Below are 20,087 nucleotides of genomic sequence, written 5' to 3'. Positions count from 1 at the left end.
AACAATGACACAAAGCAATTATGATCTTGTGGTATTCGGTGCCACCAGTTTTGTTGGGCAGATCCTGACCCGATATCTGGCAGAATATTTTTCAACCCAACAGGAGCAACTGCGCTGGGCAATTGCGGGTCGCTCTCAACATAAATTACAAGAGGTTAAAAATGGTTTAGGGGCTTTGGGTGAATCGTTGCCTATCCTGATCGCCGATGCGAGCAATCAGGCTGACCTAAACGCGTTGTGCGCACAGACACGTGTGGTGGTTTCAACAGTTGGTCCTTATGCGTTATATGGTGAACCGCTGATTCAGGCCTGCGTTAACAACGGTACAGATTATTGTGATCTGACCGGGGAAACCCAGTGGATCAAAAAAATGATCGAGAAATATGAATCTCAAGCCCAACAGTCTGGCGCCCGTATTGTGCATTGTTGCGGTTTTGACTCGGTTCCATCGGATATGGGGGTTTATTACTTACAGCAACAGGCACAAAAACAGTTTCATGCACCTGCAACCCAAGTCAGCATGCGGGTCAAGACCTTAAAAGGCGGTGCATCCGGCGGTACGGTTGCAAGTCTCATCAATGTCATTCAGGAAGCTGCAGCCGATCCTGCCCTGCGTAAAGATCTAGTTAATCCTTATGTGCTTTGCCCACCTGATCATGGCAACAGCCAACGACAAATTTATATTAAAACCGCGAAATTTGATCCTGATTTCAATGCATGGATTGCGCCCTTCGTGATGGCGGCAGTCAATGAACGTGTCGTGCATCGTTCTAACGCTTTATCCGGTAATGCCTATGGTCGCAATTTTAGTTATAACGAAGCCATTTTAACGGGCGAAGGCTTAAAAGGACGTTTCAAAGCCTTAGGCGTGGTTTCTGGCTTGGGCGTCTTCATGCTCGCAGCAGTGACTAAACCAGTGAGTCAGCTCATGGAACGTTATATGTTACCAAAACCAGGTGAAGGTCCGACACCACAACAGCAGCTTGCAGGACGGTTTGATTTACGTTTTATCGGGAAAACCGAGGCAGGTCAAAGCCTCAAGATCAAAGTAACGGGTGATCGTGATCCGGGCTATGGGTCGACCGGAAAAATGTTGGGACAGGCTGCCTTGAGTCTTGCGCTTGATCATTACAAAGAAGGTCAAAAGACGGGGCGCTCAGGGGGCTTCTGGACACCAGCGACCATGTTTGATGCGCAGTTTATTCATCGTTTGACTGAGCATGCAGGACTTGCCTTTGAACAAATTTGAATGATCTTTCCTCCTTATAGGGAGATATTCCTCATTTTTAAACTTGAACATAAAGCGATTAAATCAAGTTCCCAATATGATCATTAAGGAAATAGCTACATGAAATGTATTACCTTTAACGGTGCGGGTGGCCCCGAAGTTATTACGGTCAGTGAAAGACCAATGCCCGAACTGACCGATGACGGTGTCTTAATTGAAGTGGTTGCTGCCGGAATTAATGGGCCTGATGTCATGCAACGTCAGGGTTTATATGCACCTCCACCGGGCGTGACCGATATTCCTGGACTGGAAGTCTCAGGTATTGTCAAACAGGTGGGGAAATCGGTCAGCAAATTTAACGCGGGTGACGAGGTCTGTGCACTGGTACCGGGCGGTGGCTATGCTGAATATGTGGTTGCTCATCAGGACAATGTACTCTTTATTCCCGAAGGACTGTCTTTGGTAGAAGGCGGTATTTTACTTGAGACCTTTATGACAGTCTGGTCGCATTTATTCCAGCATGCCAAATTCCGTCCGAATAGCTCGATCCTGATTCATGGCGGGACATCAGGTATTGGCACAACAGCCACCATGTTGACCCGGGCATTTGGTGCAACGAAAATTTTTACCACGGTTTCAAGTGCTACACAACAGAAGGCAAGTCTGAGTATTGGTGCCGATGTTGCCATTAATTACAAGGAACAGGATTTCGTTGAAGAAGTTAAAAAACATACCGATGGTAAAGGTGTGGATTTTGTTCTGGATATTATTGCAGGCGATTATATCCAGCGAAATTATGAAGTTGCTGCGATGAATGGTACGATTTTACAAATTGGTGTCTTAAAAGGCCTCGCACAGAACCTCAATATTTTTCCGATGCTGGCAAAACGCCTTACCCATACCGGCGCAACTTTACGTTCACAATCACCCGAAGCCAAAGCGGAAGTCATGTCAGCCTTGCAGGAAAAAGTCTGGCCTCTAATTTCTAAAGGCCAAATCAAACCATTACTTTATCGGTCTTTTGATCTGGCACAAGCGCGTCAGGCACATGAGTTTCTAACCCAGGGACAACACGTGGGCAAACTGGTATTAATTGTTAAAAAACAAAGATGAGAGTGCTTTGAAAAGCGCTAAAATTATGATTTTCAGCGCTTTATTTCAACAAAGACTAACCCAGCATTAAACGTTGTCTGGCTGCAAGATATTCTCTTTCAAGACGATCAACCAGCTCGGCAACTGAAGTTGTTGCTTTCACTGCATTTAAACCTTGACCACATCCCCAGATATCTCGCCATGCTTTCACTTTATGCTGTGTACCATCTTCGCTGGAGGTGCTAAAGTCCATGTCTTTTAGGTTGCCTTCTGGCAGATTGGCCGGATCAAGCCCCGCTGCACGAATACTGGGGGCCAGATAGTTACCGTGTACGCCGGTAAACAGGTTGGAATAGACAATCTCATCTGAGTTATGGTCTACGATAGCCTGTTTATAAGCAGCCGTTGCATTGGCTTCATGGGTTGCAATAAATGCAGAACCGATATAACCAAAATCAGCGCCCATTGCCTGCGCGGCCAAAATGGCATCCCCTGTCGAAATTGCGCCTGATAAGGCCAAAGGTCCATCAAACCATTCCCGGATTTCCTGAATCAATGGAAATGGATTTTTCACGCCTGCATGTCCGCCTGCGCCAGCAGCCACCGCAATTAAGCCATCTGCGCCCTTTTCAATCGCCTTTTGGGCAAAGCGATTATTAATCACGTCATGCAAGACTACGCCACCATAGCTATGCGTGGCCTCATTAATTTCGGTACGGGCACCTAGAGAAGTAATCACGATCGGCACTTTATATTTAACGATCAGTTCCATGTCATGTTCGAGGCTATTATTACTTTTATGCACAATCTGGTTAATCGCAAATGGCGCCGCAGGACGCTCTGGGTGTAAAGCATTGTGCTCCGCAATTCCGTCAGTGATTTCCTTGAGCCATTCCTCCAGTTTTTCTGCCGGTCGCGCATTCAAAGCTGGCATTGAGCCCACCACACCCGCTTTACACTGGGCGAGCACCAGTTGCGGTGTACTGATGATAAATAATGGAGAGGCAATCACAGGAAGTCTGAGGTTGTTGAACACTGCTGGAATTTTTGACATGACTTCTACTCTTTTAACGATACATTATTATTTCCGTAGACTCAGCCATTCAAAATCATGAAGGCTGCGTTGTTGATTCAGTTGATCATATCGGGACAATAATTTTTATGCAACAAGTTGCATAAAATCAATTAATGAAATGATTTTATCAATCCTGCTGGAGCAACGGGAATGAAGCCATTCCCAAGCAAGTGACTCAGTTGCGCAAGCGTTATGACCGATAAAGATGTTATGCTTCAGTCATTTTTACGTTTTTATTCTTCTCCTGAGACGATGTTATGAGTATTACCACCCAAAAACTGCAACGTTTGCGCTTGGCTTCCATCCTTGAAGCGGTAACTTTATTACTTCTGTTTGTGGTTGCCATTCCTGTTAAATATGCTTTTGATCTGCCTGTAGCGACCAAAATTATGGGACCAATCCACGGCGTGGCATTTCTTTTCTATTTGTGGAATCTGATCAGTACGGCTGCGGTATGGTCGAAAGCGGAATTACTGAGATTATTTATTCTGGCATTTATTCCTTTAGGTGGTTTCTTTAACGAAAAATATATCGCCCAGCGACAAGCCAAGCTTAAATAGGACTAGATGCCCTGACGTAAAAAAGGAAATCCTGAGATTTCCTTTTTTATCATTCACAATAATTTTAGAATTATTTTTTATCGAGTGACTGGAGTAAGTAAACTACCGCATCACCTGCCAGTTGCATCGATTTTGGATCGACCTGCTCAATGGTATCACAGGCTTTGTGATAGCACGGCGCGAACTCAAGCTCATCGCCTTTCATTTGTTCATTAAACAAGATGACAGAGGTCACAGGCACTTTACCTAAAAATGGAGCCGTATCACTGGCGGTTAAAGTGGCGACATCCTCTTTAATTTTTAAATTTTTTGCTTTAAAAAATTCTTTGAGCGTATTCTCCAAGGCTAAATCACCGCTATGGCTTGGTATACTGCGTAAACCATCGAGTAATGGCTTATAGTCCTGCTCCTGCATGCCACGCTCTTTTAACATTTTTTCCATCTCGTCTACAGATGACTTATCACCATCTGCAATCAGGATTTCAGGGTCTTTGGTGCCCACCATATCCACATTGATATAAGCCTTAATCGCCTTTAACTGTTCAGCAGACAGTTTTTTCACATAGGCTTGAGACCCTGCGATTCCTACTTCTTCCGAATCCCAGAATGCCAGATGAATGCTATGCTTGGGCTTTATTTTCTGTTGAGATAATTGTGCCATTAACTCAAGTAACAAGGCGACGCCGGAGGCATTATCATTGATTCCAGGCCCCATTTTGACCGAGTCATAATGTGCCCCTAGTAGAATAATGTCTTGTTTCGATTCTCCCGGAATCTCTACAATAATATTCTGTCCTTTGGTTTTTTCACGATTTTCGAAAGCCTGAAGCTCTGTGGTAAAGCCTGCTTTCTTGGCGTGATCTAAAATATAATCTGCACTCGCCAAACCACCTTGCGTCCCCACTGCGCGATTGCCACCCTGCTGTTTGGCAATTTGTTCAAAAGCATGTAAATGCGTCATCATCTGTGCCGCATCCATTTTTAAACCCGATTGACTGACATCTTCAATTTTTTCTTTGGAATCTTGCTCGTTTTTTTGACAGCCACTGATTGCGAACATGCTACTTAATACACAAACAGCTAAAATTTTCTTTAAAAACATAAAATAAACGTAAACCGATTCTTATAAAGTCAGTCTAATACTAGGGTTGCACACGCGGATTTGCCATTTCATTTTGTATCCTTTGCAGTTATTGATTGAGTCAGCTAGTAATTTCAAAAATGACAGACCAAGCCCGTTTTCAATGCAACGGGCGATGTATTGCGGCTCTGGTTATTTTAGAGAGGATTTAAACTGCTTAAAATCTGTTCCAAGACCTGTCCGATGGCTAAGAGTTGATGATCCGTATGCGGTAGTCCATCGATTTCCAGCCCTACAGGAAGTTGTGATTTTTTTCCTAAACCAATTGGTAAACTGAGCCCAGGCAAGCCAATATTACTCCCCGTATCGGTATTGCGGATCAGTCTCTGGAACTGATCAATCGAACTGACCTGCTCATCCACGAGTGGTGCCACAATTGGCGAGGTGGGAAAGATCAAGGCATCAAGTTGATGCTCCTGAAACACTGTCTGATAAAGCGCCAGCAGTTGTGGTCGAGCTTCCTGTATGGCTTTTTGATATAACGGTTGTACGGGTAGTGATTGCCCCGTCTCATTCATGAGCATTTCCGGCAATATATTCTGCTGAAAGATATGTTTTACATCTGGACTTGAAATCTGCTCGACCAGCGCTTCCAGACCGAGATTGATCTGCTGATGTTTTAAATAGTCAATCAGGTCATATTTACCTTCATAAATCACCAATGGGAATGAAATACGTTGGTTGATTTGAGCTAAATCCGGCATATTTACGGGAACAATTTCGATGCCTGCGGTTTTTAAGCAATGCAGTGCCGCATGTGCCTGTTCATGCACATCCTCATCCAGATTCTCCCAAAAATAGGCATTGAATCCAAGCCTGATCGGTCGGGTCGGCAATGCAACAGGCTGAGCTGATGGTGCAATCAACTGGTCCACCAGAATAATATCGGCCATACAATGTGCCATTGGCCCCGCGGTGTCCCGTGTATGTGAAATCGGGGTGATATCTGCTTGAGCATAGCGTCCAACCGTTGGGCGAAAGCCAACACAACCATTTAAGGCACTGGGTAATCGAACCGATGCACCTGTATCCGTCCCCATTGCAATCGGCACCATGCCTGCAGCGACCGCAACGGCACTGCCAGAAGAAGAACCACCCGCAATATGTAAAGGATTAACCGCATTACGCGTACCGATCACATCGTCAATATGCATGGCGGTGTTATAACCCGTCACCCCGAATGCCAATTCATGCATATTGGCTTTGCCCACCACAATTGCACCTTGATCAATCAGGGCCTGAATCACGGGAGCCGTCGTTTTAGGCCGGAAATCAGTCAAGGCTGGCGTTCCTGCCGTATTCGGAAAACCGGCAACATGGATATTATCTTTCACCGCAAGCAATATCCCCATCAAGGCGGGGCAAGCTTTCCCATCCGCCATATGTTGATCCCAGAACTGCGCTTGTTCAAGGGCCGCTGCTTTATCGACATTAATAAAGGCATTTAAGCCTTGCTGCTGTTCAATCTGGTCAAAATGAAAATGGACGAGCTGTTCACAGCTGACTTTGCGCTCACGTACCAAACGGGTAACTTGGTCAATGCTGGCTTTATTCAGGTGAATGATTTGATCCGCATTTAGTTTCTTATTGATATTGAACATGGTGACTTAAAATCCATTTAAGTAATTGTTGTGCTAATTTAGTACAGATATAAAGTCACGCGATATCCTCAAAATTGAGGAGTTGATTGACAATGGATGAGCCGTGCCATTTCGGTACGATTATGACAGCCCATTTTTTGCATGGCATTTTTAAGATGGGTCCTGACCGTGGTAAAACCAATCTCAAGTAAATTGGCAACCTGTTTATCGCTTAGTCCCTTCGCGACTAACATTACGACCTCCTGCTCGCGTGGCGTTAAAACATCAGGGCAAGATAAATCCATGGCTAAGGCTTGGGTCAGATAAGGTTCCAGCAGGTTTAAGATCCTTTTCTCACGTTCACTGAACATGACTGAATCTTTGGCGCGCCAGATACGCAGGTCTCCAAGATCCATGCCATTTCCAACAAAATAAACATTCAGGCCATGATAGAGACCATAAGGCCGTAAAAATTCATTGTAGTAATCTGTTTTTTTAAGCGCGCTTGCAGAAATGATTTCATTCACAAAGGTGGGATGTTGCCGCTGGCGAAGCTGTGCCGTGATCGGATCATTGTGCTGCCAAATGGTGTCATATTCCAACATGGCTTTGGGATCAATTTGCCACATGATGCCTTTTCTGGACAAACGCTGTTTTGCATCCCAGATATAGGATGCAGCAAAATCTGCACGTAACAAGGTCGCAATGTCTGCAATAAGGTTTTCGCGTAAACTTTGCTGTCCTTTTCCCGAGCCTAATTTCCAGAGTATTTCGGAAAAAAGACTAAACTCCGCTGGACTTAAATCCTGTTCTAAAAGCATGGCTTGCTACCTTTATCTTCCTGATACCTGTCCACGCTACAATCAAGCTGAACAGTGATTCCCTTTTGTTTATTTTGCTTTCCTCTATCTTTTATATGCCACGGAATCGTTATTTTCTACACTTTATTTTTTTAATCGGCTTGCATGAGGTGTTTTACCATACCAGCGTTTGTAGGCATGAATGAAACTGGCAGGCTCAGCATAACCCAGCCATTCGGAAATTTGCTCAATAGACGTTTGGGTCAAAGACAGATAATAGTCTGCAAGAATTTTTCGTACCTCCTCTCTGATCTGGAGAAATGTCACCTGCTCTTGGGCCAAATAACGACGCAAGGTACGTGAGTTTAAATGCAAGTAATCGGCGACCTCCTCCATCGACGGAATTTCACCTTTGTTATTCATCAAGACTTGCTGAACCTGATGGGTATATTTCTTTTGGGTTTGTCGTTTATCCAGCATCTGTCGGCATTGTTGTTCCGCAGCCTGTAGCACCAGCTCATTGGCCATACTGAGTTTCTGGTCTATTTTTCCGGCATTTAATACAATCAGGTTTTTTAATGCGCCAAATTCCGGGCTAATTCCAAATAGCTCAACATAAGCCTGAGTTTCTCCAGGAGCTTGAAATGAAAACATGACCTTTTGACAAAGTTGATCCTGAATTAAATCGCGTTGCACGGTCATCAGTGCAGCCACATCCCGCTCAATAATAAATTGCCATAAATTTTGTGGTATTGCTTCATCCACCAATATCTCAATTTGAATATTCTGTGTATCAAGCTGTTCTGATACAACAAACTGGCTAAATGCAAAGGACAAGGGAAAATAGGCCAAGGCAAAATTTAAGGCTTCACGAATATTGGCACTACTGATCAAAGCCAGTCCTAATGAACCAAAGGTGGTAAAGTGATAACGGGTTCCGATTTCCAGCCCGAGCAAAGGTCGATGTCCGAACAGCTCTACCAGATTACGGATCAGTTGCAATTCTTGCTGCCCTGTCACCAGCATATTCGGATCAAGTAACTGGTGTTGCTCTATACCAGTTCCGGTCAGAATCTGGCTATGACTAGTTCCGAGCTCTGCGGCAAAATCAGCCATCAGGCGAACACTATGGATACTTCGTTCGTAAGTCCATAAGTACTTCAAGCGTCTTCTCCGTGTCCGCTAATCACAATATTTTGTCCTGATCCATCCTCTAAATCAATGCATGAAACGATTATTCTGCATGCAGTACATGATATTTATTCACTTGAGTCGGTTATGTCTAAACAACAATTATCTTCAAACAACAATATACGTATCGCCATTATCGGAACAGGCTTTGGTGGTTTAGGGCTGGCGATTCAGCTCAAACGTGCCGGTTTTGAACAGTTTACCTTATTTGAAAAAGCCGGTGATGTGGGTGGTGTCTGGCGTGACAATACCTATCCCGGTGCTGCCTGCGATGTGCCTTCCCATCTATATTCCTTTTCCTTTGAGCAAGAACTGGGCTGGAAAAATCGCTATGGTTCATCACAGGAAATTCATCAGTATTTGAAGCATTGCACAGAAAAATATCAGCTCTATCCACATATCCAGTTTAATACTGAAATTGCCAGCGCTGATTTTGATGCCAGCCAAGGTGTCTGGCAGATCCAGAGCTTAAGCGGAGAAAAATTTGAGGCAGAATTTCTGATTGCCGCCGTCGGTCAGCTCAACCGACCTGCTTATCCCAAAATTAAAGGCTTGGAGACTTTTAAGGGTAAGACTTTCCATTCTGCACGCTGGGATCATGACTACGACTTAAATAACAAACGTGTGGCAGTCATTGGGACTGGTGCCAGTGCGATCCAGTTTGTTCCTGAGATTGCCAAGCGAGTGGCGCATTTAGATATTTATCAACGTTCTGCTCCTTATGTGATTCCTAAACCAGACCGTATTTATTCCAGTCTGGAACGCAAAGCATTTCAAAAGCTTCCGGTTTTGCAAAGCCTTGATCGTGTCTTTCAATATAGTTATAACGAAATTCGTTTAAAAAGCTTTACCGCCACGCTGAACGAAATTCCATTAGCCGAATATATTTTCCAGCGGCATATCCGTGCAGAAATTAAAGATCCGTATTTTCGCCACCGTCTGATGCCTGATTATCCGATTGGTTGCAAGCGTATCCTGATCTCCAATCACTGGTACCGCAGTCTGGTCCGCCCCAATGTCGAGGTTATTGATAGCGCGATTCAAGAAGTCACTGAAAATGGTATTGTCGATAAAGAGGGTAAACACCGTGAAGTCGATACCATCATTTATGGAACAGGGTTTGCGGCAACCGAGTTTATGGCGCCCATGCAAATTACAGGACTCAATGGCAAAAGATTAAAAGACCAATGGGCCGATGGCGCAGAAGCGTATTTAGGATTAACCGTCAGTGGCTTCCCGAACTTCTTTATGCTGTATGGCCCCAATACCAATCTTGGGCATAACTCCATCGTCTACATGATTGAAAGCCAAGTGAATTACATCTTAGATGCACTTCAAGCCCATATCCAAAACAATTTAGCCTTTACCGATCTGAAAGCTGAAATCCAAGTACAGTTTAATCAGGAAATTCAGGAACGGATGAAGTCCACCATGTGGTCGCAAGGTTGCACCAGCTGGTATCAAACTGCGACAGGAAAAAATACCAATAACTGGCCGGGTTTTACACTGGAATACCGTCAACGTACTCGTCGTTTTGATCTGGAAAACTATCATCAGTTGACCCGGTCATCCCATCCTCAAGGGCAGGTACAAGCTTTAGAACAACAAATGGCGGTTTAAATGAAAACATTCAAGAATAAGGTGGCTGCGATAACAGGTGCGGGTTCAGGTATTGGTCAAGCCCTTGCCGTTGCGTTGGCAAAACAAGGTTGTCATCTGGCTTTATCAGATGTCAATGAGTTGGGGCTAGCCAAGACTCAGAACTTGTTAAAAACCTATCCTGTCAAAGTCACCACGCAAGTGGTTGACGTGGCCAAGCGTCAGGAAATGGCAGATTGGGCGAAAACGATTGTCGAGCAGCATCAGCAAGTCAATCTGATCTTTAATAATGCAGGTGTTGCCATGGGCAGTACCGCAGAAGGTGTCAGCTATGAAGATCTGGAATGGCTGATCGGGATTAATTTCTGGGGTGTCGTGTATGGGACCAAAGAGTTTTTACCTTACCTGAAACAAAGCGGTGACGGACATGTAATCAATGTCTCTAGCATGTTTGGACTGACCGCACAACCGACGCAAAGTGCTTATAATGCCAGTAAATTTGCAGTTCGCGGTTTTACCGAGTCCTTACGTCAGGAACTGGATCTACAAGGTTGTGGAGTCAGTGCAACCTGTGTACATCCAGGAGGCATCCGCACCAATATTGCCAAAGCAGCGCGTATTAACAACAGTGTTGAGATTCTGGGAATGGACCCGCTAAAAAGTCAGGATGCTTTTGACAAGATATTGAGAACCCCTGCAGAGCAGGCTGCCCAACAGATTCTCACTGCTGTGCTGAAAAATAAACGTCGTTTATTGATTGGTGCTGACGCAAAAGCAGTCGATGTATTGCAACGGATTTTACCCCAGGGATATCAGAAGATTTTTGCGACAGCCACTGCCCTACAAGCCAGATTCTTGTCATAAAGCCTAATCTAGGGTGATCGACCATTTGTTCAATAGCCAAATGGTCGATCGATGATTGCACAATCTTTTCCCGATTCTTTTTATTCAAATCCTTTCGCTGACGATAAAATATCATCATTTCAATATCTTCATTTAAAACAGTCGGTTTTATTCCGACATCACTTCGCTTGCTTGTTAAATTTTGACCAAAACGAACAATTTGTCTGGCTTAAGCAATAAAACAGTCCATATTGAAAATCCCCTCTTGACCTTCCCATAATGTTAAGGTCTATGCTGAAAGCAATCGGATTATCTCTATAGGTCTATCTTATGGAAACGCAAACAAAAACATCGTCTAATAATATGAATGTCAGCCTTCAAGTCGAAGGCATGACTTGCGCCAGTTGTGTTGGACGCGTTGAAGCAGCACTCAAAAAAGTTGACGGCGTTCAGTCTGCATCAGTGAATCTAGCTACAGAACGTGCCGATATCACACTTGCCAAGCCCGTAGACCGGCAAGTGCTGATTCAGGCCATTGAACAAACAGGTTATGATGTTCCTGCATCGACAGTAGAACTCTCTATTGAAGGCATGACCTGCGCTTCCTGCGTCAGTCGTGTCGAAAAAGCCTTAAATGCGGTGAATGGCGTAAGCACTGCCAACGTCAATTTAGCAACAGAACGCGCCACTGTAACAGGTACAGCCAGCATTGAAAGCCTGATCGCCGCAATTGATAAGGCGGGTTACGATGCCAAACAAATTCAGGCTGCTGTACCAGACCAAACTGAACAACTGGAGAAAAAGGACCAAGAACGTGCAGAACTCAAACGCGACCTGATTATTGCCACAGTTCTAGCATTGCCTGTGTTTATCTTGGAAATGGGTTCGCACTTGATTCCGGGTGTTCATCAACTGATTGAACAGACTATTGGCATGCAAAATAGTTGGTACTTACAATTCGTTTTAACCAGCTTAGTCCTGTTTATTCCGGGACGTCGTTTTTATCTTAAAGGGCTTCCCGCTTTAGTCCGTTTAGCCCCAGATATGAACTCCTTGGTGGCAGTCGGTACCTTGGCAGCTTACCTATTTTCACTGGTTGCAACCTTTGCACCAAAGTTCTTACCTGCAGGCACGGTCAATGTTTATTACGAAGCTGCAGCAGTGATTGTAGCTTTAATTCTACTCGGTCGTTTTCTCGAGGCAAAAGCCAAAGGACGTACTTCCGAAGCCATTCAGCGCTTGGTCAGCTTACAGGCCAAAGTTGCTCATGTTTCTCGTAATCATCAGTTTATTGATATTCCAATTGAGCAAGTGGTAACGGGTGATCTGGTTATCGTGAAACCGGGTGAACGAATTCCTGTCGATGGTGAAGTCATTGAAGGCCAAAGCTTTGTGGATGAATCGATGATTACGGGTGAACCGATTCCTGTTGAGAAAAACATTGGCAGCCAAGTAGTGGGTGGAACCATTAACCAAAATGGTACTTTAAGTTTTAAAGCCGTCGCTGTCGGTGGCGACACCATGCTGGCACAGATTATCCGTCTGGTCGAGCAGGCACAAGGCTCTAAAATGCCGATTCAAGCCGTAGTCGACAAAGTGACCTCATGGTTTGTACCCGCAGTGATGATTGCAGCCTTACTCACCTTTCTGGTCTGGTTGGTATTCGGTCCAGCACCTGCGCTAACTTTTGCCTTGGTCAATGCCGTAGCCGTACTAATTATTGCTTGTCCATGTGCCATGGGCTTGGCAACCCCGACCTCGATTATGGTCGGTACTGGACGTGGTGCAGAACTGGGTATCTTGTTCCGTAAAGGTGAAGCACTACAACTGCTAAAAGATGCTCAAGTGGTTGCCGTTGATAAAACAGGCACCTTGACCGAAGGTCATCCCGTACTGACTGATTTTGAAGTGGCGTCAGGCTTTGAGCGTAGTGATGTGCTCAGTCTTGTTGCAGCAGTCGAATCACTTTCCGAACACCCGATTGCCAAAGCAATTGTCGATGCGGTAAAAAATGAAGGTTTAGATTTGCCAAAGGTTGAGCGCTTTGATTCAGTCACTGGGATGGGTGTCAATGCCACTGTAAATGAAAGCCAAAATATCTATATCGGTGCAGATCGCTATATGATTCAGCTTGGCCTAGATATCAGCCCATTTTCCCATACAGCACAACGTTTGGGTGATGAAGGTAAATCTCCGCTTTATGTGGCAATTGATGGCGCTTTGGCAGGGATTATTGCAGTTGCCGATCCAATCAAAGACACCACACCTGCCGCCATTCAAGCACTACATCAACTGGGTTTAAAAGTAGCAATGATTACCGGTGATAATGCCCGTACCGCACATGCCATTGCCAAACAACTAGGGATTGATGAAGTGACTGCCGAAGTGCTACCTGAGGGTAAAGTCAATGCCGTGCAGGAACTGAAAGCAAAATATGGCAATATTGCCTTTGTGGGCGATGGGATCAATGATGCACCAGCACTGGCGCAGGCAGATGTCGGCCTTGCAATTGGCACTGGTACAGACGTGGCGATTGAGTCTGCGGATGTGGTATTGATGTCTGGCAACTTGCAAGGTGTTGCAAATGCAATTGCCTTATCTAAGGCAACCATTGGCAATATTCATCAAAACCTGTTCTGGGCTTTTGCCTACAATACCCTATTGATACCAGTGGCTGCGGGTGTGTTATACCCTGCTTATGGTATCTTGATGTCACCGATTTTTGCTGCAGGTGCGATGGCACTTTCAAGTGTATTTGTACTGGGTAATGCGTTACGTTTACGTCGTTTTCAAGCACCATCTGTGCATAAAGGCTAATGGAGAACCTTATGAATATTGGTAAAGTTTCTCAAGCTTCAGGTGTAACCGCCAAAATGATTCGTTATTACGAACAAATTGGTCTGATTCCTGCGGCAGGACGCAGCAATGCAGGCTATCGTTCTTATTCAGACAATGACGTGGAACGTTTGAAATTTATCAAACGCAGTCGTGAACTGGGTTTTTCGGTTACGGAAATCACCGATTTACTGGATTTATGGAGTAACCGCAATCGACAAAGTGCCGATGTAAAACAACTGGCTCAGGCACATATCCAAAAGCTGCAAGAGCGTATCCAAGACCTGCAGCAAATGGCGCAAACACTCCAGAATTTAGTCGATTGCTGTGCGGGTGATAATCGTCCCGACTGTCCGATTCTGGAAGGCTTAAAAGAGCCAAGTCATGAAATCAAGGACATCCATCATCATAATGATCTGCTCTCGCTGTCTCCACTCACTGGGCGCAAGTAGAACACAATAAAAGGCGATCTTGTGATCGCCTTTTATTTTTTTCCATTCTTTTGACACAAAAAAGCGGCTGTTTTAGCCGCTTTTGATTCCAGAACAGATTAACGTGGTGGAAAACCGGCTTCAGATAAAGCCTCGACCACTTGTTGTTGTGAGGCTGTCGTTTCAACCTTAACACTACGATTTGGTGGATCTGTAATGACTTTTGCATTGGCATCTACCGCTTGGATTGCACGGGTTACGCCACGTGCACAGCCACCACAAGTCATATTTTCAACGTGAAATTCCATTGCAAAACTCCATTCGGTTATTTAACAAGATAAACACACTATAAAGCTTCCTATCATTGTAAGGTCAAGCGTTTTTTCTTAAAATTGCAATTTTACTCAGCATTCTCATCATTAAAAAAAGTGCATGATCAACATGCACTTTTTAAAACAATATTTATTGAGTTTTAGCCATTTAAACCGACTGCCTTAGCACGTGCTTTATGCAATTTCTTATAGCTGTCGATCAGACGTAAATGACGGTCAAGCCCTTCCAGTTTCATACTAGTTGGTGTGAGGCCATAGAAACGGACCGTACCTTCAACAGAACCAACTACAGCATCCATACGCTCATTGCCAAACATACGGCGGAAATTGGTTTCGTAGTCTTCAAGCTCCATTTCATCATCGAGTAAGACTTCTAACACCACATTCATGCATTGATAGAACAAACCACGTTCTACCGTGTTGGTATTGTATTGCAAGAAGGTCTCAACCAGTTCTTTCGCTTCTTCAAACTGCGCTAAAGCAAGATAGATCAACAGCTTGAGTTCAAGCAGGGTTAATTGTCCCCAGACCGTATTGTCATCGAACTCAATCCCGATCAAGGTGGTGATTTCGGTGTAATCATCCAGTTCGCATTCTTCTAAACGCTCAACCAAGGCTTCCAGTTGCTCGTTATCTAAACGATGTAGATTAAGAATATCTTCGCGGAATAAGATCGCTCTGTTGGTATTGTCCCAAATCAGGTCTTCTACCAAATAAATTTCAGAATAATCAGGCACCAAGATACGACATGCAGTTGCACCTAAGTGCTCATACACTGCCATGTAGACTTCTTTGCCCATTTCTTCGAGGATACCGAACAATTCTGCTGCTTCTTCAGCATTTGAATTTTCACCTTCATTGGTGAAGTCCCACTCGACAAAATCATAATCCGATTTGGCACTAAAGAAACGCCAAGAGACCAAGCCGCTTGAATCAATGAAGTGTTCAACAAAGTTGTTTGGTTCAGTGACTGCATTACTTTGGAATGTCGGTTGCGGTAAATCGTTTAAACCTTCAAAACTACGACCTTGCAACAATTCAGTCAAACTACGCTCTAATGCCACTTCCAAACTTGGGTGCGCACCAAATGAGGCAAATACACCGCCTGTACGTGGGTTCATTAAAGTTACACACATTACCGGGAATTGACCGCCCAATGACGCATCTTTCACAAGGACTGGGAAGCCTTGCTCTTCCAAGCCTTGGATCCCTGCCACAATACTTGGGTATTTGGCCAATACTTCTTGTGGTACGTCTGGCAATGCAATTTCACCTTCCAGAATTTCACGTTTAACCGCACGTTCAAAAACTTCAGAGAGACATTGAACTTGAGCTTCTGCCAAGGTATTGCCCGCGCTCATCCCGTTACTGAGATATAAGTTTTCAATGAGATTCGATGGGAAATAGACAATTTCATCATCAGATTGGCGTACGAATGGCAATGAGCAAATACCACGTTCTGTATTACCTGAGTTGGTGTCATATAAATGCGTTCCGAGCAACTCATCATCAGGGTTATAAATTTCTAGACAATATTCATCCAAGATTTCTTTTGGTAACTCGCCATTTGGTCCCGGTTTAAACCACTTCTCATCTGGATAATGCACAAATTCGGCATTGGCAATGTCCTCACCCCAGAATTGGTCGTTATAGAAGAAGTTACAGTTTAAACGTTCAATGAACTCACCTAAAGCCGATGCCAAAGCACTTTCTTTGGTTGAGCCTTTACCATTGGTAAAGCACATTGGCGATTGGGCATCACGGATATGCAAGGACCAGACATTCGGTACGATATTGCGCCAAGATGCGATTTCAATCTTCATGCCAAGACCTGCCAAAATCCCTGACATATTGGCAATCGTTTCTTCTAATGGCAGGTCTTTACCTGCAATATAGGTGCTGCTTTCCGAAGTCAGGCTTGGCATCAATAAAGCTTGTGCATCGGCATCAATGCTTTCAACTTCTTCGATTACAAATTCTGGACCGGTCTGGATCACTTTCTTGACCGTACAGCGATCGATTGAACGCAAGATGCCCTGACGGTCTTTTTCAGAAATATCAGCGGGTAATTCAACCTGAATTTTAAAAATCTGCTTGTAGCGATTTTCAGGATCAACAATATTGTTCTGAGATAAACGGATGTTATCTGTTGGAATATCACGTGCGGCACAATACACTTTGACAAAGTAAGCTGCACATAACGCAGATGAAGCAAGGAAATAATCAAATGGCCCTGGTGCAGAACCATCGCCTTTATAACGAATCGGCTGATCGGCGATTACCGTAAAGTCATCAAACTTCGCCTCTTGTCGAAGATTGTCGAGATAATTAACCTTGATTTCCATGCGAGCACCTAAATATTCTTATGTGTTGCAAGTACATAAGATTGAAAATAATAATCGATAAGCCGAATCGTGGATCACAAATAGACTTAAAAAACTGTGGCTAAGGTCGTCTTATGACTCTATCTAAACACTGACCTTAGTAATGATGGGCGCTATTATAGAAGTATTTTGTGTAATTGATAACTTTTGTCTGTTTTTCTAGCCTATTTATGAACAATTAAGCAGGTTTTAGCATACTGACCCAAAGCTAGAGTTGCACGGCAAGCTCAACAAAGGCTTTTGCAGTCGGTGACATCTGCTGTTTATTCTTTACTGCCAGGCCAATAGAACGCTTGATATTGGGAGATAATGGGCGTTTGACTACATTGGGGTAAAGCGAAAGAATATTTGTGTCGAGTGCTAAATCTGCCACAATTGAAACCCCTGCACCCTGATTGACCATATTTAAAATCGACAGGATTTGCGACATGTTATACTTAATTTGTGGGGTGAGTTGTGCAGCCTTAAACAGTTCCATGACATGGTTTTGACTGCCCGCACTGGTCATTATAAAAGGATGATCAAGCAGCTCTTGTAATTGTACCGCTGGCTTTTGTGCGATCTCTAAATCGTTTGGCAATAAAGCAACAAAGATATCCTCCAGCAAAGCAAAACTATCAAAGCGGGTTTCAGGCAGTACCACAAACCCAAGATCAACTTTGCGTTCACCTATCCATTGCAAGACTTCCTTATCAGTTCCTTCCATAACCAGTACCTCAACCTCAGGATAGTGCTGTGCAAACTGTTTTAAAATCAGCGGGATCAACACATTGGAAGACGATGCACCAAAAGAACCGATCCTCAAGGTTCCTGTTTTCAGACCTTTGAGATCCATCACTTCTTGTTGAATCATGTGAGCAACATTCAGGATTTCATTCACATAAGGTAGTAAGCGTTGTCCTGCAGGGCTCAGCTCGACTTCATTATTATTTCGATAAAACAGTTGGGTGTGCCACTTCTTTTCCAATGCTTTGAGTGCATGCGAAATCGCTGACTGTGAAATATTCAGTAGTTGTGCAGTATGGGTAAAATTTTTTAGTTCCGCGAGCTTGGAAAATATTTCGAGTTGAGTCAGGGTCATCACGACGTATTCATGAGTAAAAGCTCATTTTACTATAAAAATAAATTAGTTTTACGATCTGATTCAATTCCATGTTGATTGAAAATTTCATGCGTCACTTCGCCATTGCGCTTTCGAGTTCCACTGTTTATTTGAAGCTGATTTGTGTTGCCCTAATGTGGGGTGGAACCTTCATTGCAGGACGCATTGTTACAGCGGAACTCTCCCCAACCCTCTCTGCATTATTACGCTTTGGCTTTGCTGCCATCTTACTGGTGTTGATCTTATTGAAAAGCACGGGAAGATTTCCCCATCTTTCTGTACAACAACATGTCTATGCCATCTTGATGGGATTGACGGGGGTATTTGCTTATAACTTATTTTTCTTTGCTGCTCTGTCCAGAATTGAAGCAGGCAGAACTGCACTATTTGTGAGCTTATCCCCTATTTTAACCATCTTGGCCATGCGGATATTCTTTCACGAAAGGCTACAAAGAATAAATTATTTAGGTGTCTGTCTCGCTTTAATCGGTACACTTATCGTGGTGAGTAAAGGTGAATTTTTTGCTGCCTTCACTCAATCTTTCGGAACGGGTGAAATGATGATGTGCGGTGCAGTTTTGAGCTGGGTCATTTATACGATTTGTTTTAAACAGACCCAAACCCCTGCTTTAACCATGACCACCTATTCGTTACTATGGGGTACAGGTTTTCTTTTACTCAGTGCATGGCCGCAATTACGTTCTAGCGGGTTGATGGATATTTCGTGGAGCAGTTGGCTATCCATTCTTTATTTAGGTGCTTTTGGCACAGTTCTGGCTTTTATCTGGTATGCCGAAGCAATTCATCACATTGGAGCATCTCGAACCATTATATTTAATAATCTGGTGCCTGTATTTGCAGTCTTGCTGGCATTTCTGATTCTGAAGGAACCCATCACCTGGTCTATGCTGCTTGGTGGTAGTCTAAGTTTTATTGGGGTTATTTTAACCAATAAACAAGAAAAATAGAGCGATAAAAGTTGTAATAGAAACTTAGCTTCTTAGCTAAGTTTTTTGATGACAGCTGTCTATTTTGTGCGCAATACTTAGCTTTATGGCTAAGTATGATTCTAAACTCGATGTGTTATTCAGTGCTCTCAGTGATCCAACGCGTAGAGATATCTTAACGCGACTGTCTTTTGGGGCAGCATCGATCACCGAACTGGCTGAACAACATGACATGGCCCTGCCATCTTTTCTAAAACATTTAAATAAATTAGAACAAGCAGGACTTATTCATTCAGAAAAAAATGGACGAATCAGAACTTGTGCCCTGACACCCGAAGCTTTCACCCCCATGCAAAATTGGTTAAGTGAACAACGGGCAATCTGGGAACAAAGACTTAATCAATTTGATCGTTATGCACTCGAATTAAAAAGGAAAAGAGAAAATGAAACTAGATCCAAAGACTGATTTAAAACTGGAAAGAGTGATAGATGTTCCGCGTGAGCTGGTCTGGGAATGCTGGACCACACCTGAACATATCCAACACTTCTTTATTCCTCGCCCTCACTCGATTAAAGCCTGTGAAATTGATTTATGAGTGGGTGGAAAGTTCAATACCATCTTTGATGTTGATGGTAATGAAATCAAAAATGAAGGGGTTTATCTGGAAGTGATTGAAGGCGAAAAACTGGTCTTTACCGATACCTATACCGAAGACTGGAAACCTGCTGAAAATCCATTTATGACCGCAATTCTGTTGCTTGAAGATGCAGGCGATGGTGCAACCAAATATACCGCAATTGCCAGACACCGTACTGCCGAAACTCGTCAACAACACGAAGACATGGGTTTCTTTGAAGGTTGGGGAACGGTGATTGATCAACTGGTTGAGTATGCAAAAAGCCTAAAGCTATAACCTGCTTGCTCTACCTAAAAAATTCCTCAAGCT

Annotated in this window: 17 protein-coding genes and 1 pseudogene; 10 read left to right on the top strand and 8 right to left on the bottom strand. The window is 43.8% G+C overall.

The window, feature by feature from the left end; genetic code table 11:
• Positions 1 to 4: 4 nt before the first annotated feature.
• The gene (locus tag IEV39_RS05180; RefSeq protein WP_005285903.1) at positions 5 to 1,249 is read left to right on the top strand and encodes a saccharopine dehydrogenase family protein; all 1,245 of its coding nucleotides are present in this window, start codon (positions 5 to 7) and stop codon (positions 1,247 to 1,249) included.
• Positions 1,250 to 1,348: 99 nt separating this feature from the next.
• A complete protein-coding gene (locus IEV39_RS05175; RefSeq protein ID WP_005285905.1) occupies positions 1,349 to 2,341 on the top strand; it encodes an NAD(P)H-quinone oxidoreductase in 993 nt (330 codons plus the stop codon).
• Between the two features lie 55 nt (positions 2,342 to 2,396).
• On the opposite strand, the gene IEV39_RS05170 is transcribed toward IEV39_RS05175, so the two are convergent.
• The gene (locus IEV39_RS05170) at positions 2,397 to 3,374 is read right to left on the bottom strand and encodes an NAD(P)H-dependent flavin oxidoreductase (RefSeq protein WP_005285908.1); all 978 of its coding nucleotides are present in this window, start codon (positions 3,372 to 3,374) and stop codon (positions 2,397 to 2,399) included.
• Positions 3,375 to 3,652: 278 nt separating this feature from the next.
• Here IEV39_RS05170 and IEV39_RS05165 point away from each other — a divergent pair, with 278 nt between their 5' ends.
• On the top strand, positions 3,653 to 3,955 hold the full coding sequence (locus IEV39_RS05165) for a DUF3817 domain-containing protein (RefSeq protein WP_005230555.1): 303 nt from the start codon (positions 3,653 to 3,655) through the stop codon (positions 3,953 to 3,955).
• 70 nt (positions 3,956 to 4,025) lie between these two features.
• On the opposite strand, the gene IEV39_RS05160 is transcribed toward IEV39_RS05165, so the two are convergent.
• The 4 genes from IEV39_RS05160 to IEV39_RS05145 all read right to left on the bottom strand — a co-directional run bounded on the left by IEV39_RS05160 (position 4,026) and on the right by IEV39_RS05145 (position 8,640).
• Entirely contained in the window at positions 4,026 to 5,057 is a 1,032-nt protein-coding gene (locus tag IEV39_RS05160) for a M20/M25/M40 family metallo-hydrolase (RefSeq protein WP_005285909.1), read from the bottom strand.
• A 176-nt stretch (positions 5,058 to 5,233) separates the two neighbouring features.
• Entirely contained in the window at positions 5,234 to 6,697 is a 1,464-nt protein-coding gene (iaaH, locus tag IEV39_RS05155) for an indoleacetamide hydrolase (RefSeq protein WP_005285911.1), read from the bottom strand.
• Positions 6,698 to 6,765: 68 nt separating this feature from the next.
• Positions 6,766 to 7,497 carry a response regulator transcription factor gene (locus IEV39_RS05150; protein ID WP_005285913.1) on the bottom strand — a complete coding sequence of 244 codons (732 nt, stop codon included), beginning with the start codon at positions 7,495 to 7,497 and terminating at the stop codon, positions 6,766 to 6,768.
• 123 nt (positions 7,498 to 7,620) lie between these two features.
• Positions 7,621 to 8,640, bottom strand: a complete 1,020-nt coding sequence (locus tag IEV39_RS05145; protein WP_005285915.1) for an AraC family transcriptional regulator — start codon at positions 8,638 to 8,640, stop codon at positions 7,621 to 7,623.
• Between the two features lie 114 nt (positions 8,641 to 8,754).
• Here IEV39_RS05145 and IEV39_RS05140 point away from each other — a divergent pair, with 114 nt between their 5' ends.
• The 4 genes from IEV39_RS05140 to cueR all read left to right on the top strand — a co-directional run bounded on the left by IEV39_RS05140 (position 8,755) and on the right by cueR (position 14,396).
• Positions 8,755 to 10,287 carry a flavin-containing monooxygenase gene (locus IEV39_RS05140; protein WP_005285916.1) on the top strand — a complete coding sequence of 511 codons (1,533 nt, stop codon included), beginning with the start codon at positions 8,755 to 8,757 and terminating at the stop codon, positions 10,285 to 10,287.
• Positions 10,288 to 11,130, top strand: a complete 843-nt coding sequence (locus IEV39_RS05135) for an SDR family NAD(P)-dependent oxidoreductase (protein ID WP_005285918.1) — start codon at positions 10,288 to 10,290, stop codon at positions 11,128 to 11,130.
• A 309-nt stretch (positions 11,131 to 11,439) separates the two neighbouring features.
• Positions 11,440 to 13,926 carry a heavy metal translocating P-type ATPase gene (locus IEV39_RS05130; RefSeq protein ID WP_005285920.1) on the top strand — a complete coding sequence of 829 codons (2,487 nt, stop codon included), beginning with the start codon at positions 11,440 to 11,442 and terminating at the stop codon, positions 13,924 to 13,926.
• 11 nt (positions 13,927 to 13,937) lie between these two features.
• Positions 13,938 to 14,396 (top strand): Cu(I)-responsive transcriptional regulator, encoded by a 459-nt coding sequence (gene cueR / locus IEV39_RS05125; RefSeq protein ID WP_005285922.1) that lies wholly within the window; start codon positions 13,938 to 13,940, stop codon positions 14,394 to 14,396.
• 98 nt (positions 14,397 to 14,494) lie between these two features.
• On the opposite strand, the gene IEV39_RS05120 is transcribed toward cueR, so the two are convergent.
• The 3 genes from IEV39_RS05120 to IEV39_RS05110 all read right to left on the bottom strand — a co-directional run bounded on the left by IEV39_RS05120 (position 14,495) and on the right by IEV39_RS05110 (position 18,172).
• A complete protein-coding gene (locus tag IEV39_RS05120) occupies positions 14,495 to 14,683 on the bottom strand; it encodes a heavy-metal-associated domain-containing protein (protein ID WP_004653564.1) in 189 nt (62 codons plus the stop codon).
• A gap of 164 nt (positions 14,684 to 14,847) precedes the next feature.
• Positions 14,848 to 17,052: an OsmC domain/YcaO domain-containing protein gene (locus IEV39_RS05115; RefSeq protein WP_005285924.1), complete on the bottom strand. Its 2,205-nt coding sequence runs from the start codon at positions 17,050 to 17,052 to the stop codon at positions 14,848 to 14,850.
• Between the two features lie 247 nt (positions 17,053 to 17,299).
• Positions 17,300 to 18,172 (bottom strand): LysR family transcriptional regulator, encoded by an 873-nt coding sequence (locus IEV39_RS05110; RefSeq protein ID WP_005285926.1) that lies wholly within the window; start codon positions 18,170 to 18,172, stop codon positions 17,300 to 17,302.
• Between the two features lie 89 nt (positions 18,173 to 18,261).
• Here IEV39_RS05110 and IEV39_RS05105 point away from each other — a divergent pair, with 89 nt between their 5' ends.
• The 3 genes and pseudogenes from IEV39_RS05105 to IEV39_RS05095 all read left to right on the top strand — a co-directional run bounded on the left by IEV39_RS05105 (position 18,262) and on the right by IEV39_RS05095 (position 20,054).
• Positions 18,262 to 19,161 (top strand): DMT family transporter, encoded by a 900-nt coding sequence (locus IEV39_RS05105; RefSeq protein WP_032883161.1) that lies wholly within the window; start codon positions 18,262 to 18,264, stop codon positions 19,159 to 19,161.
• Between the two features lie 85 nt (positions 19,162 to 19,246).
• Positions 19,247 to 19,606 carry an ArsR/SmtB family transcription factor gene (locus tag IEV39_RS05100; protein WP_005285929.1) on the top strand — a complete coding sequence of 120 codons (360 nt, stop codon included), beginning with the start codon at positions 19,247 to 19,249 and terminating at the stop codon, positions 19,604 to 19,606.
• Positions 19,584 to 20,054, top strand: a pseudogene (locus IEV39_RS05095) (SRPBCC family protein). Before IEV39_RS05100 ends, IEV39_RS05095 begins: the two are co-directional and overlap by 23 nt.
• Positions 20,055 to 20,087: the final 33 nt, after the last annotated feature.

The sequence above is a fragment of the Acinetobacter courvalinii genome, from assembly GCF_014635545.1.
Taxonomy (GTDB): domain Bacteria; phylum Pseudomonadota; class Gammaproteobacteria; order Pseudomonadales; family Moraxellaceae; genus Acinetobacter; species Acinetobacter courvalinii.
This window is presented reverse-complemented; position numbering and strand designations above follow the sequence as displayed.